Origin of the sequence: Acinetobacter sp. V102_4, from assembly GCF_031799005.1 — a bacterium.
GTDB lineage: Bacteria > Pseudomonadota > Gammaproteobacteria > Pseudomonadales > Moraxellaceae > Acinetobacter > Acinetobacter calcoaceticus.
Genome location: NZ_JAVQNR010000038.1, coordinates 276,940 through 289,130, shown reverse-complemented (window position 1 = coordinate 289,130; position 12,191 = coordinate 276,940). Strand labels below are relative to the sequence as shown.

The following is a 12,191-nucleotide window of genomic DNA, read 5'->3' as shown; positions in this document are numbered from 1 at the left end:
AAAAGCTTATTTTTTAGGAGCTTGTTGTTGAGCTGCTTTCATAGCCTCTTCAGTTAATTTTTCAAGCTTAGTTGTTAACTGAGGACCGAAACATGCTTTAAGATCACGGTTTTGTTGTTGTACAAATCCTAGAGAGCTTGGGCTTTTCTTCGCATTGATTGCACTTTGGATTTCCCATTTTTGTGCTTCAGTTACTTTACCTTGTGCTTCAACTTGGCAGCTACAGAATTTGCTAACTTCAGATGAACTTAGTTTACCGCCTTTAGCTGTTTGATCTTTACAAACGTTAACTAATGCACCTTTAACGTTAGTACTTTTATATGCTGCTTGAACTGGGTTTTCCGCAGCATGTGCTGCACCAGCCATAAGAGCAACAGTTGAAAACAAAGATGAAAGAATAAGATTTGATTTTAACAACTTCATAAATTTTACCTACTTATTACGGTATATAGCGTGTTGGGTCGGCAACACCGGCCTCGATAAAGCCTTCTTTACGCAAACGGCAACTGTCACATTTGCCACACGCACGTCCTTGAGCATCTGCTTGGTAGCAAGATACCGTTTGACTATAGTCTACGCCATGTTCAATCCCTAAACGTATAATATTCGCTTTGGATAAATGTAACAGGGGTGTTTCAAATTTAAGTGGTTTTCCTTCCACGCCAGCTTTGGTTGCTAAACGTGCCATATTGGCAAAAGCGTCAATAAATTCAGGGCGACAATCAGGATATCCTGAATAATCAACGGCATTGATACCAATAACGATAGCTTCAGCATTGAATACTTCTGCTGCTGCTAAGGCATATGAAAGAAAAATTGTGTTACGTGCTGGTACATAAGTTACAGGAATGCCTTCTTGTAATTGTTCTGGTACAGCAATGTTATGGTCTGTAAGTGCAGATCCACCTAAATTAGCCAAATCAATATTAATTACACGATGTTCAACACCTGCACGTTGAGTTAATGCTTTTGCTGCATCTAGTTCAGTGGTTGAGCGTTGACCATACATAAAACTAATAGCAATACATTCATAGCGTGCTTGTGCCCAAGCTAGGCAAGTGGTTGAGTCTAAGCCGCCTGAAAGTAAAACAATGGCACGAGGGCGCATATTTTTCTCCATATTCGGAATGATTTATTTTATTGAGTGATTAGCGACCTGATTCGTCATTCCACAGCAGTTTATGTAACTGAAGTTGGAAACGAACAGGTAATTTATCATCCAGTATCCACTGTGCCAGATCACGCGCTAGACGTGGCAGGCCAACAGCACCTTTTTCAACTGCAAAGGCAGGGGAGAACCAAACGGTACTGACTTTTTTATGCAGTTGATATTTTTCAACTTGTTGCTTTGACCATTCATAATCTTCGCGGTTACAAATGACGAATTTAATTTGGTCATGCGCAGTCAAATGATCAAGATTGCTGATGAGGTTACGATGTTCCTCACCAGAAGTTGGAGTTTTTAAATCGAGAACTTTAGAAACACGCAAATCTACTTTTGAGACATCGAGCGCGCCACTGGTTTCTAAAGAAACATCAAAGCCAGCTTCACATAGACGTTGTAATAAAATCAAACAGTTTGGCTGTGCAAGTGGCTCACCACCAGTTACACAAATATAAGGCGTTTGAAATTGTGTAGCTGTTTCAATGATATGTTCAAGTGAAAAACGTTCACCACCTTCAAAAGAATAAGTGGTATCACAATAGCTACAACGTAATGGACAGCCCGTTAGACGAATAAATACAGTCGGTAGGCCAGAGGCATTTGCTTCACCCTGCAACGAGTAAAAAATCTCGGTAATGCGTAAACCGGACGCAGGGTCTGAGACAGGGATTGCAGAGGAACGTAAGGAAGCCATTCTAGAAATACCACACTATATAAAAAATAAAATCTCTACGATCAGTGTTGACCGTAGAGATGTTTGATCAAACTGAAATTAGTCAGCGCGTAACAAATCGTTCAAACTTGTTTTTGCACGTGTTTGCGCATCAACTTTTTTCACAATAATTGCAGCATATAAGCTGTATTTACCATCAGCAGACGGCAGGCTACCTGCTACAACAACTGAACCTGCTGGAACGCGACCATAATGGATTTCGCCAGTTGCGCGGTCATAAATTTTAGTCGATTGACCAATGAAAACGCCCATTGAAATTACTGAGCCTTCTTCAACAATAACGCCTTCAACGATTTCTGAACGCGCACCGATAAAGCAGTTGTCTTCAATAATGGTTGGGTTAGCTTGTAATGGTTCTAAAACACCACCGATACCTACACCGCCAGACAAGTGAACATTTTTACCGATTTGAGCACATGAACCTACAGTTGCCCATGTATCAACCATTGTGCCTTCATCTACGTAAGCACCGATGTTGACATAAGAAGGCATTAACACTACGTTTTTAGCTTGGAAGCTACCACGACGTGCTACAGCAGGAGGAACAACACGAACACCTGCTGCTTTAAATTGTTCTTCAGTCCAACCAGAGAATTTAGTTTCAACTTTGTCGTAGAAACGAAGATCACATGACTCGATTGGTTTATTGTCATTGAGTTTAAATGATAATAAAACAGCTTTTTTTAACCATTGGTGAACAACCCATTCACCATTGATTTTTTCAGCAACTCGAAGTGTACCGTTATCTAAACCAGCAATTGCTTCTTCAACAGCTTGGCGAATTTCGCTTGGGCAATCTGCTGCAGTAAGGTTTGCGCGGTCTTCAAATGCTTGCTCAATGATCGTAGAAAGCTGAGACATGATCTTCCTTCCATAAAAAATTTTAAAGATTTTACACTAATTTGTGACAAGAATCTTTGAAAAAACGTGTTACGTTTAATCGAGAGTATAAATGAGGTAAATGAAATTAAGCTTATTAGATAATCAAGTGTTTTTTACACAAAAATGATTTGAAAATAAAAATTTAACTCAATTTGTATCAAAAAATAACAGAAATCTAGCATTTTTTGTATAAAAAAGAATCTAAGCTGTCTTTATTATGATTTTAGTCACAAGATGAATAAATTAAAAACAGAGCCTTTTTAAGGAGAAAACCATGAAAGTATTACGTGTATTAGTAACAACTACTGCTTTATTCGCTGCTGGAGCAGCAATGGCAGATGAAGCTGTTGTTCATGACAGCTACGCATTTGATCAAAAACAATTACTTCCTGTGGGGGGTCGTGCTGAAGTAGGTACAACTGGTTACGGTGGTGCTTTATTGTGGCAAGCAAATCCATATGTAGGTTTGGCTTTGGGTTATAATGGTGGTGACATTTCATGGACAGATGATGTTTCTGTGAATGGTACGAAATATGACCTAGACATGGATAACAACAATATCTATTTAAATGCTGAGATTCGTCCTTGGGGTGCTAGTTCTAACCCATGGGCTCAAGGCCTATATGTAGCTGCAGGTGCTGCTTATCTAGATAATGATTATGACTTGGCTAAACGCATTGGTAATGGTGAAACATTATCTATTGATGGTAAGAACTATCAACAAGCAGTTGCTGGTCAAGAGGGCGGCGTAAAAGGTAAAATGAATTATGAAAACAATATTGCCCCTTATGTAGGTCTCGGTTTTGCTCCTAAAATTAACAAAAACTGGGGTGTATTCGGTGAGGTAGGTGCATACTATACTGGTAATCCAAAAGTGCAGTTAACTCAATATAATCTTGCTCCTGTGACTGGCAATCCAACATCTGCTCAAGATGCAGTAGATAAGGAAGAAAACGAAATCCGTAATGATGATAAATATAAATGGTTACCAGTTGGTAAAGTTGGTGTGAACTTCTACTGGTAAGATCCTAAAGAAAAAACGAGCTGCGGCTCGTTTTTTTGTGTTTAATAAAAATAAAAGAGCTAAAAAGCTCTTTTATTTTTTCCTTAATTTTTATTCATCTGGATAAGCAATTTTCTTAAGTGCTTTAATATCGGCATCAGGTGAGCATAAAGAAATAAACTCGTAACCATAACCGCGTAATAGATGGCCTTTACGAACTGCAATCCATGTCGTGTTTACACCAAAAATATCGGTTTTAGTTTGTTTTAAACGATGATCACGTTCTGTGTCATAAGCTACGGCATTGACAATTCCGACCCCCATGCCCAATTCGACATAAGTCTTGATAACGTCCGCATCAAGCGCAGACATCACGATATCTGCATCGAGGTGAGCTTCTTCGAAAGCTTTGTCAATTTTAGATCGACCTGTAAAACCGCCATGATAAGTAATGAGTGGATAGTCCGCTAAAAGTTCAAGCGTAATCTTGTCTGCCTTCACTAAAGGATGATTTTGCGGTGTGATAATACTATGTTGCCATTGATAGTAAGGAATACTCGCTAGATTTTCTTCAGTCGTTAAAGACTCTGTAGCAATTCCAATATCAGCCTCACCTTGTAAGAGCATTTCTGAAATTTCAACAGGACTGGCTTGTTGTAAAATCAAATGAACTTTAGGAAATAACTTCTTAAATTGATTGACGATTGGAGGCAGTACATAACGTGCTTGAGTATGGGTCGTCGCGATCGTCAATGTTCCTTCATCAACTTTATTAAAGTCTTCTGCAAGGCGTTTAATATTTTCAGCATCAACTAACATGCGTTCAACGATGCCAAGAAGAGATTGTCCTGGTTCGGTTAAACCTAAAAGACGTTTACCTTTTCGTATAAAAAGTTGTACACCTAGCTCATCTTCTAAATCTTTAATATGTTTACTTACGCCCGATTGAGACGTGTAGAGTGCAGCCGATGCTTCGGTTAAGTTAAAGTTTTGGCGTACAGTTTCTCGGATAATTCTTAATTGTTGAAAGTTCATTCACACTTTTCCTTACCAAATATATTTCTTAAGCAACTTGATCTGCAAATAAGTGCAGTTGAGATGCACTTACCCAAACGGTTTGATTCGGTTTAAACGCATGTAATTTTGCAGCTTCATTGCTTAGAGCAATCTCAATTAAACGTCCATTACGGTCTTGTAATTCTGCCACTACTTTTCCAGCAATCCAGATTTCACGTACAAAAGTCGCTTCAATAGTATTCGCCTGCGGTTGCGAGTGAATATGTAACTCATCTGGACGCGCAAAAGCAATCACTTTTCCTTGAGGCGCCTCAACTAACGTTGGTAATTGAATACGGTCATTGCCAATACGGATAATACCGCCTGTGTTTTCACCTTCAAAACGATTTGCCTGACCCAAGAAATCAAATACAAATGGTGTTGATGGTTTTTCATAAACTTCACGAGGCGAACCGATCTGCTCTACATTACCTTTATTCATTACAATGATCTGATCGGCAACTTCAAGTGCTTCTTCCTGATCGTGGGTCACGAAAATTGAAGTAATATGCAATTCATCATGTAAGTTGCGTAACCAGCGGCGTAATTCCTTACGGACTTTGGCATCTAGTGCACCAAATGGTTCATCAAGTAATAATACTCTTGGCTCTACTGCCAAGGCGCGGGCTAAAGCAATACGTTGACGTTGTCCGCCCGAAAGCTGAGCAGGGTAGCGGTCTGCCAAAAATCCAAGTTGAACTAGATCAAGTAAACGAGTAACGCGTTTTTTAATTTCAGCTTCCGAGGGACGGGTTGCACGAGGGCGAACGCGTAAGCCAAAGGCAATATTGTCAAATACAGTCATATGGCGGAATAAAGCATAGTGTTGAAATACAAAGCCGACCTGACGCTCACGCACATGTACATTGGTTGCATCTTCACCTTCAAGTAATACTTGACCACCATCAGCTGATTCTAGACCCGCAATAATACGGAGTAGCGTCGTTTTACCACAGCCTGATGGCCCGAGTAGGGCAACCAGTTCACCTTCAGGAAAGTCTAGGGAAATATTTTTAAGCGCATGGAATGCACCAAAGTGTTTTTCAATATTTTTAACTTGAATACTCATGATTTCATTCCTTACGAATCAGTTGAATGCGGTTCTGGTTTGTCTTGATGTAGTTCTAACCACGTTTTCAATACCAGTGTTAATAGGGCTAAGAAAGCAAGTAATGAGGACACGGCAAACGCTGCGCTAAAGGTGTACTCGTTATATAAAATTTCGACATGAAGTGGCAGGGTATTGGTTTCACCACGGATGTGACCAGAAACTACAGATACTGCGCCGAACTCACCCATTGCACGGGCATTACATAGAATCACGCCGTAAATTAAACCCCATTTAATGTTTGGTAGAGTGACCTTCCAAAAGGTTTGCCATCCTGATGCACCGAGTACAATCGCTGCTTCTTCCTCTTCAGTCCCTTGAGCTTCCATGAGTGGAATTAACTCACGTGCAACAAATGGAACAGTAATAAAAATAGTGGCTAAAACAATTGCTGGTACGGCATATAAAACTTTGATGTCATGTTCCATTAACCATCCGCCAAACCAGCCTTGCGCACCAAAAATTAATACAATCATTAAACCGGCAATAACGGGTGAAACCGAAAAAGGCATATCAATGATGGTGGTTAAAATTGCCTTACCTTTAAACTGGAACTTAGAGACAGCCCATGCAGCGCCAACACCAAATATCACGTTAATTGGTACAGCAATTGCTGCGGTTAATAAGGTCAATTTCACTGCCGATAGCGTGTCTGGATCAATCAACGCTTGAACATAGACTTCAAGTCCTTGTTTAAATGCTTCTACAAAAACCAGAATGAGTGGCAACATCAAGCAGCTTAAGAAAAAAATCAGAGCCACGGTAATGAGTGTGTAACGTACCCAAGTTGGTTCACGTGTCGCATCTCGTGATTGCAATTTAAGCGCAAGCGCATTGCTGTCAGTATGTAGGTTCATGTGACATTTCTCCCTGTACGACGGTTTGCCCACGCTTGAAGTAAATTAATGGCAAATAAAATGATGAAAGAGAGAACTAACATGACCGCAGCAATCGTTGTTGCGCCTGCATAATCATATTCTTCAAGACGTGAAATGATCATGAGTGGAGCAATTTCTGTTTTAAACGGCTGGTTACCCGCAATAAAAATAACTGAACCATATTCACCCACACCGCGGGCAAATGCTAAAGCAAAACCTGTGAACAAAGCCGGTAGTAATATCGGTAAAATAATTTTAGTAATCGTCTGCCAGCGATTTGCGCCAAGTGCTGAAGCTGCTTCTTCAAGCTCAGTTTCGATATCACTGAGTACTGGTTGAACTGTTCTTACAATGAATGGAATACCAATGAAGACCAATGCCAACGTAATACCGATTGGGCTATATGCGACCTGAATGCCTAGAGGTTCGAGATATTGACCAATCCAGCCAGTAGGTGCATAGAGTGAGGTAAGTGCAATACCTGCAACTGCAGTTGGAAGAGCAAAAGGTAGATCGACTAATGCATCAACCAGACGTTTCCCTGGGAAGTTGTAACGTACAAGGCACCAAGCCAGAAGTAAGCCAAACACAACATTAATAAATGCTGCTATTAAAGCTGAACTAAAACTGAGTTGAAGCGATTTTAAAATACGTTCAGACGTTAAAATTTCCCATAATCCGTCCCATCCAATTCCAAATGATTTGATAAAGACTGCGGCTAATGGAATAAGCACAATAAAAGACACATAGGCGAGGGTGAAGCCCAAAGATAGACCAAACCCAGGCAGCACTCGGGATCGCTGCGACATGATATTTCCTCAAAGAGAAAAGCCTGCTGAAACCAGTAAGCGAATAAATAAAGATAAACGGTGCGATATAAAGATGGGTATTAAGCAAATTTCAAAGAGAAATGAGTTTTTACCGGGTCGATAGATGAGTGACTACACATCGAATCTTCTGGAATCAGATAATTCAGCAAATCTGGAAATGGTCCAAAACCTGAAGCAACATTAATATGGCCGACCTCACCAAGATTAACTGGATTTAATTTCCACGACTTAGCAAGTTGTAAAGCATCAAAAAAGCCGAGCCATGGATCATTTTCACTAATGAGCAGAGATGTTGGGACATCAATTTTTAACTGATGAAAATATGTTTTGTAGTCGGTCAAGCTATGGCGGGCAAAACCAGCTTCCCCAAAGCGTGCTGGATTTGCTGGAGCAACCAAAATAAGTTTCTTAACTTGTCCCTTTAACTCTGGATATTCAGCTAAAGCAGCAACACTCGTTAAGCAACCGAAACTATGCGCAACAATTTGTACAGGAGCTTGCGCTGCTTGAACTGTTTTAACGAATTGTTCAACCCATTCACTTAATACTGGTCTATCCCAGTTTTTTTGCTCAACACGAGAACTAGACACGAGTTGACGCTGCAACCAAGATTGCCAATGCTGATGTTCACTTCCACCTACACCCGGAACAATTACAGTGTGAATCATGTCTGTTCTCCTTATCTTTAGTACAAAGAATTACTTCTCTGTACTATTGATTTTCACGATTTGATCGAAAACACCACCATTGTCAAAGTGTTGTTTTTGTACCTTCGTCCAACCACCAAATTCTTTGTCGATGGTTACAAGCTTCAATGGCTTAAATACATTGCTGTATTTCTTAAGAACGGCTGCATTACGTGGACGGTAGAAGTTACGTGCTGCAATTTCTTGGCCAGCTGGTGAATACAAGTAGTTGAGGTAACCTTTTGCAATCGTGAGGTTGCCTTTTTTAGTCGCATTCTTTTCAACAATTGCAACTGGAGGTTCAGCTAGGATCGAAAGAGAAGGGGTAATAATTTCAAATTTGCCTGGCTGTTCGCGAAGCGCTAAATGTGCTTCATTTTCCCAAGCAAGTAACACATCACCAATGCCACGTTCAGCAAAAGTAGTGGTTGCGCCACGAGCACCCGAATCTAGGACTTTAGTATGTTTATAAATTTGACGAACATATTCTTGTGCTTTTGCATCATTACCACCTGGTTGATGTTTTGCCCAAGCCCAAGCTGCAAGATAATTCCAACGAGCGCCACCAGAGGTTTTAGGGTTTGGTGTAATAATTTCTACGCCTGGTTTGATTAAATCACCCCAGTCTTTAATTTGTTTAGGGTTACCCTTACGTACTAAAAACACAATTGTTGAGGTGTATGGGGTAGAGTTCTGCGGTAACTTTTTCTGCCAGTCAATTGGAAGTAATTTTGCTTTTTCAGCAATTTCATCGATATCTGCTGCAAGTGCTAATGTCACTACATCTGCATTTAAGCCATCGATAACAGCACGTGCCTGTTTACCAGAACCACCGTGTGATTGTTTAAACTCAATATCTTGACCAGTACGTTGTTTCCAGTAAGTACCGAACTGTTTATTGAAATCTGTATATAACTCACGAGTAGGGTCGTAAGAGACGTTTAAAAATTCTTGAGCTGCAAATGATGAAACTGAAAGAAGTGCAGCAATAACCCCGACTTTTAACTGAGAAAAACGCATGAGATAATCCCTCAAAAAATATGAAATGTTCAAAACATGAACGCAGAATAGCGCTAGTCTTTATTCTAAAAAAATAATAAAAAACGAATTTAATATGAAAAAAATAGAAATAGTAAAAACAGATAAGTTATTCTTAAATCTTGATATACAACAAGTTTCAAAAGTAGATACGAAATCGGTATAATTTTTTAAAATCAGTCATTTATTATTTAAATGAAAGGTGTTGTATTGTTGGATCGTTTTAAGCAAAGGGTGGATTAAACATGTGGTGTTTTAAAAATGGTCAACCTGTTGAAACCATTCCTTTACTGGATCGAGCATTTCATTATGGAGATGGGTGCTTCACCACAATTCGTATTTTTCAAAACCAGATTGAGCTTAAAGAAAGACATTGGGAACGCCTAAAACTTGCATGTCAAAAACTGTTTTTAACTGCAGATTTTGAATTAATAGAACAGAGTTTGCAGCAACTACAAAAACAGCATCTTGTGCTCAATGGCACTTTAAAAATTGTGATCAGTCGTGGGATAGGTGACCGTGGTTATAGTTTGCCAAAGCATCAGGCTGATATTTATATCTGGTTTTATCCGAAAGCTTTAGAGCCATTTCAGCCAGACTTTATTCAGTGTGGCGTTTTAAATCAGGCTTTAGGTTTAACCATGCCAAGCTTAGTTGGGCTTAAATCTTTAAACCGTCTTGAACAAGTATTGCTAAAAAAAGAAGCAGATCAACTTGGGTGGGCTGAAGCATTAGTTACTGATGTACAAGGTTATATTGTTGAAGGAGTCAGTAGTAATTGTTTTATTCGTTTAAATGATAGATGGATTACTCCCGAACTTCGCTATAATGGCGTCCACGGTGTAATGCGGGCGGAAATTTTAGCGCGTATGCAGCACCATGGAATTGCCTGTGAAGTACGTATAATTGAGCTAGATGAAGTATCTGAAATACAAAGTCTATTCTTTTGTAATGCTTTACATCCTATGCGAGTGGTCACTCATTTAGGAGCGAAAACGTTAGAAACACAGGCATGCATAGATTTATTTCATCTCCTTAACTTAAATCAGATTCATTAATATGCCGAAGCCACCTGTGAATGCGAAAGCAAAAAACGCCAAGAAAAATAACAAAAAACAAGCTCCAAAATTTTCTAAGCGATTGGTTCTAATTGGCCTGTTTATTGTTTTAATTTCTACTTTTGCCATTTTATGGTCGAGTCTATTTAAAGCTTATCCGATTGAAGGCAAAAAACAGATGTTATCCATTACATCTGGTGAGACCTATTCTGGTTTTATTGATCGGTTGGCGAAAGAAGGCAAAATTAGCTTTCCAGTGGTATTAAAGCTTTATCAGAAATTTATGATTCATGACAGCATGAAAGCTGGTGTGTATGAAATTGAACAGGGAATGAGTGTAAGAGAAGTATTAGAGATGTTATCTGATGCAGATAATGCTCAGATGAACCGTGTTTTGGTCATTGAAGGTACAACTTTTAAACAGCTTATCACTGCATTAAAAAATGATAAAAACGTAGAAAATACAATATTAGATTTACCTGATGATCAGCTTATGAAGGCGCTTGGCATTCCTTATGGACACCCTGAAGGTTTGTTTGCACCTAATACGTATTTCTTTGCAAAAGGTGAGACTGACAAGAAAATTCTTACCGATTTATATCATCGTCAAATCAAAGCTCTAGATGCAGCTTGGGCAAATCGTGCGCCGAATTTACCTTATAAAGACAAATATGAAGCCTTAATTATGGCTTCTATTGTTGAGAAAGAAACAAGTTTAGACAGTGAACTTACACAAGTTTCGGGAGTTTTTGTTCGCCGTTTAAAAATTGGTATGCGTTTACAAACTGATCCAACTGTTATTTACGGTATGGGCAATAACTATAAGGGAAATATTACCCGAGAAGACCTGCGTACCCCAACAGCATATAATACCTATACTATTAATGGCTTACCGCCAACTCCAATTGCTTTGCCAAGCCAAAAAGCAATTGAAGCTGCGTTGCATCCAGATGACTCAAATAACATCTACTTTGTAGCGACTGGCAATGGTGGGCATAAATTTACGGCAAGTTTGCAAGCGCATAATCAAGCGGTGCAAGACTATTTATCCGTGTTGAGATCGAAGAAATAAGGAAAAGAGATGTTTATTAGCTTTGAAGGCACGGAAGGTGTAGGTAAAACTACACTCATTCGAAAAATTCATCAGCATTTTGAAGAGCAAGGCAAACAAGTTGTTTTAACGCGAGAGCCGGGTGGTACTCCTCTAGCTGAACAGATACGCTCTATGCTTTTGGCAGTCAATCATGATGAAAATATGAGTCATGATACCGAGCTATTACTCATTTATGCGGCACGTGCTCAACATTTACAACAGGTCATTTTGCCGGCTCTAGAGTCTAATAAAATTGTATTAAGCGATCGTTTTACCGATGCAAGTTTTGCTTATCAATGTTCTGGTCGTGGCCTAAGCCAAGATAAATTACAGCTTTTAAATCAGAACTTTGTTTCACGCATGCCAGAGGTGACTTTCTGGTTAGATGCACCGATTGAACTCGGGATGGATCGTGCGCGTGAACGTGGAGCTTTAGACCGTTTTGAACAAGAAAAGTTAAGTTTTTTCACTAAGGTTCGTGAAGGTTATGAAACCTTATGGAAAGCTGAACCCGAACGTATTAAGCGAATAGATGCAACCCAAAGTCCTGATCAGGTGTTCGAACAGGCATTGCAATATTTAGGATAAGTAATTGGATGAGCCACTCTTATAAAAATGGGAGTGGTTAAAAATGACGTTAATTCTGATTTAAAACATCATA

At 39.4% G+C, this 12,191-nt stretch carries 14 protein-coding genes; 4 read left to right on the top strand and 10 right to left on the bottom strand.

The window, feature by feature from the left end; genetic code table 11:
• Positions 1 to 6 precede the first annotated feature (6 nt).
• From RMB13_RS10995 to dapD, 4 genes are all read right to left on the bottom strand, one after another.
• Positions 7 to 423 (bottom strand): hypothetical protein, encoded by a 417-nt coding sequence (locus RMB13_RS10995; protein WP_005038873.1) that lies wholly within the window; start codon positions 421 to 423, stop codon positions 7 to 9.
• A gap of 16 nt (positions 424 to 439) precedes the next feature.
• Positions 440 to 1,108, bottom strand: a complete 669-nt coding sequence (queC, locus tag RMB13_RS10990; RefSeq protein WP_004643680.1) for a 7-cyano-7-deazaguanine synthase QueC — start codon at positions 1,106 to 1,108, stop codon at positions 440 to 442.
• 40 nt (positions 1,109 to 1,148) lie between these two features.
• Entirely contained in the window at positions 1,149 to 1,859 is a 711-nt protein-coding gene (gene queE / locus RMB13_RS10985; RefSeq protein WP_311077262.1) for a 7-carboxy-7-deazaguanine synthase QueE, read from the bottom strand.
• Positions 1,860 to 1,937: 78 nt separating this feature from the next.
• Positions 1,938 to 2,759, bottom strand: coding sequence for a 2,3,4,5-tetrahydropyridine-2,6-dicarboxylate N-succinyltransferase (dapD, locus tag RMB13_RS10980; RefSeq protein WP_004643678.1), 822 nt, complete (start codon positions 2,757 to 2,759; stop codon positions 1,938 to 1,940).
• Between the two features lie 295 nt (positions 2,760 to 3,054).
• On the opposite strand from dapD, the gene carO reads away from it, so the two are divergent.
• Entirely contained in the window at positions 3,055 to 3,804 is a 750-nt protein-coding gene (gene carO / locus RMB13_RS10975; protein ID WP_311085255.1) for an ornithine uptake porin CarO type 1, read from the top strand.
• A gap of 90 nt (positions 3,805 to 3,894) precedes the next feature.
• Here carO and RMB13_RS10970 read toward each other — a convergent pair whose 3' ends face one another.
• The 6 genes from RMB13_RS10970 to RMB13_RS10945 form a co-directional block, all read right to left on the bottom strand.
• On the bottom strand, positions 3,895 to 4,818 hold the full coding sequence (locus RMB13_RS10970; protein WP_003650277.1) for a CysB family HTH-type transcriptional regulator: 924 nt from the start codon (positions 4,816 to 4,818) through the stop codon (positions 3,895 to 3,897).
• Positions 4,819 to 4,846: 28 nt separating this feature from the next.
• On the bottom strand, positions 4,847 to 5,908 hold the full coding sequence (locus RMB13_RS10965) for a sulfate/molybdate ABC transporter ATP-binding protein (protein WP_003650279.1): 1,062 nt from the start codon (positions 5,906 to 5,908) through the stop codon (positions 4,847 to 4,849).
• Positions 5,909 to 5,919: 11 nt separating this feature from the next.
• Positions 5,920 to 6,804, bottom strand: coding sequence for a sulfate ABC transporter permease subunit CysW (cysW, locus tag RMB13_RS10960; RefSeq protein ID WP_045429575.1), 885 nt, complete (start codon positions 6,802 to 6,804; stop codon positions 5,920 to 5,922).
• Complete coding sequence (gene cysT, locus RMB13_RS10955) at positions 6,801 to 7,634, bottom strand: sulfate ABC transporter permease subunit CysT (protein ID WP_003650283.1); 834 nt, start codon at positions 7,632 to 7,634, stop codon at positions 6,801 to 6,803. Before cysT ends, cysW begins: the two co-directional genes overlap by 4 nt.
• Before the next feature lie 80 nt (positions 7,635 to 7,714).
• Positions 7,715 to 8,323, bottom strand: a complete 609-nt coding sequence (locus RMB13_RS10950; RefSeq protein WP_005038880.1) for an alpha/beta hydrolase — start codon at positions 8,321 to 8,323, stop codon at positions 7,715 to 7,717.
• Between the two features lie 30 nt (positions 8,324 to 8,353).
• Positions 8,354 to 9,361 (bottom strand): sulfate ABC transporter substrate-binding protein, encoded by a 1,008-nt coding sequence (locus RMB13_RS10945; protein WP_005038882.1) that lies wholly within the window; start codon positions 9,359 to 9,361, stop codon positions 8,354 to 8,356.
• A 263-nt stretch (positions 9,362 to 9,624) separates the two neighbouring features.
• On the opposite strand from RMB13_RS10945, the gene pabC reads away from it, so the two are divergent.
• From pabC to tmk, 3 genes are read left to right on the top strand one after another with little or no spacing between them, the layout of a single operon-like run.
• Positions 9,625 to 10,437: an aminodeoxychorismate lyase gene (gene pabC / locus RMB13_RS10940; RefSeq protein WP_017391847.1), complete on the top strand. Its 813-nt coding sequence runs from the start codon at positions 9,625 to 9,627 to the stop codon at positions 10,435 to 10,437.
• Position 10,438: 1 nt separating this feature from the next.
• Positions 10,439 to 11,509 carry an endolytic transglycosylase MltG gene (gene mltG, locus RMB13_RS10935; RefSeq protein WP_311085254.1) on the top strand — a complete coding sequence of 357 codons (1,071 nt, stop codon included), beginning with the start codon at positions 10,439 to 10,441 and terminating at the stop codon, positions 11,507 to 11,509.
• Between the two features lie 9 nt (positions 11,510 to 11,518).
• Complete coding sequence (tmk, locus tag RMB13_RS10930; RefSeq protein ID WP_311085253.1) at positions 11,519 to 12,118, top strand: dTMP kinase; 600 nt, start codon at positions 11,519 to 11,521, stop codon at positions 12,116 to 12,118.
• Positions 12,119 to 12,191: the final 73 nt, after the last annotated feature.

Excerpts from the sequence above, each read along its gene's own strand:
- mltG (WP_311085254.1), top strand. The coding sequence starts at position 10,439 with ATGCCGAAGCCACCTGTGAATGCGAAAGCAAAAAACGCCAAGAAAAAT.
- RMB13_RS10965 (WP_003650279.1), bottom strand. The coding sequence starts at position 5,908 with ATGAGTATTCAAGTTAAAAATATTGAAAAACACTTTGGTGCATTCCAT.
- dapD (WP_004643678.1), bottom strand. The coding sequence starts at position 2,759 with ATGTCTCAGCTTTCTACGATCATTGAGCAAGCATTTGAAGACCGCGCA.
- queE (WP_311077262.1), bottom strand. The coding sequence starts at position 1,859 with ATGGCTTCCTTACGTTCCTCTGCAATCCCTGTCTCAGACCCTGCGTCC.
- RMB13_RS10995 (WP_005038873.1), bottom strand. The coding sequence starts at position 423 with ATGAAGTTGTTAAAATCAAATCTTATTCTTTCATCTTTGTTTTCAACT.
- pabC (WP_017391847.1), top strand. The coding sequence starts at position 9,625 with ATGTGGTGTTTTAAAAATGGTCAACCTGTTGAAACCATTCCTTTACTG.
- RMB13_RS10945 (WP_005038882.1), bottom strand. The coding sequence starts at position 9,361 with ATGCGTTTTTCTCAGTTAAAAGTCGGGGTTATTGCTGCACTTCTTTCA.
- RMB13_RS10950 (WP_005038880.1), bottom strand. The coding sequence starts at position 8,323 with ATGATTCACACTGTAATTGTTCCGGGTGTAGGTGGAAGTGAACATCAG.
- carO (WP_311085255.1), top strand. The coding sequence starts at position 3,055 with ATGAAAGTATTACGTGTATTAGTAACAACTACTGCTTTATTCGCTGCT.
- queC (WP_004643680.1), bottom strand. The coding sequence starts at position 1,108 with ATGCGCCCTCGTGCCATTGTTTTACTTTCAGGCGGCTTAGACTCAACC.
- tmk (WP_311085253.1), top strand. The coding sequence starts at position 11,519 with ATGTTTATTAGCTTTGAAGGCACGGAAGGTGTAGGTAAAACTACACTC.
- RMB13_RS10970 (WP_003650277.1), bottom strand. The coding sequence starts at position 4,818 with ATGAACTTTCAACAATTAAGAATTATCCGAGAAACTGTACGCCAAAAC.
- cysW (WP_045429575.1), bottom strand. The coding sequence starts at position 6,804 with ATGAACCTACATACTGACAGCAATGCGCTTGCGCTTAAATTGCAATCA.
- cysT (WP_003650283.1), bottom strand. The coding sequence starts at position 7,634 with ATGTCGCAGCGATCCCGAGTGCTGCCTGGGTTTGGTCTATCTTTGGGC.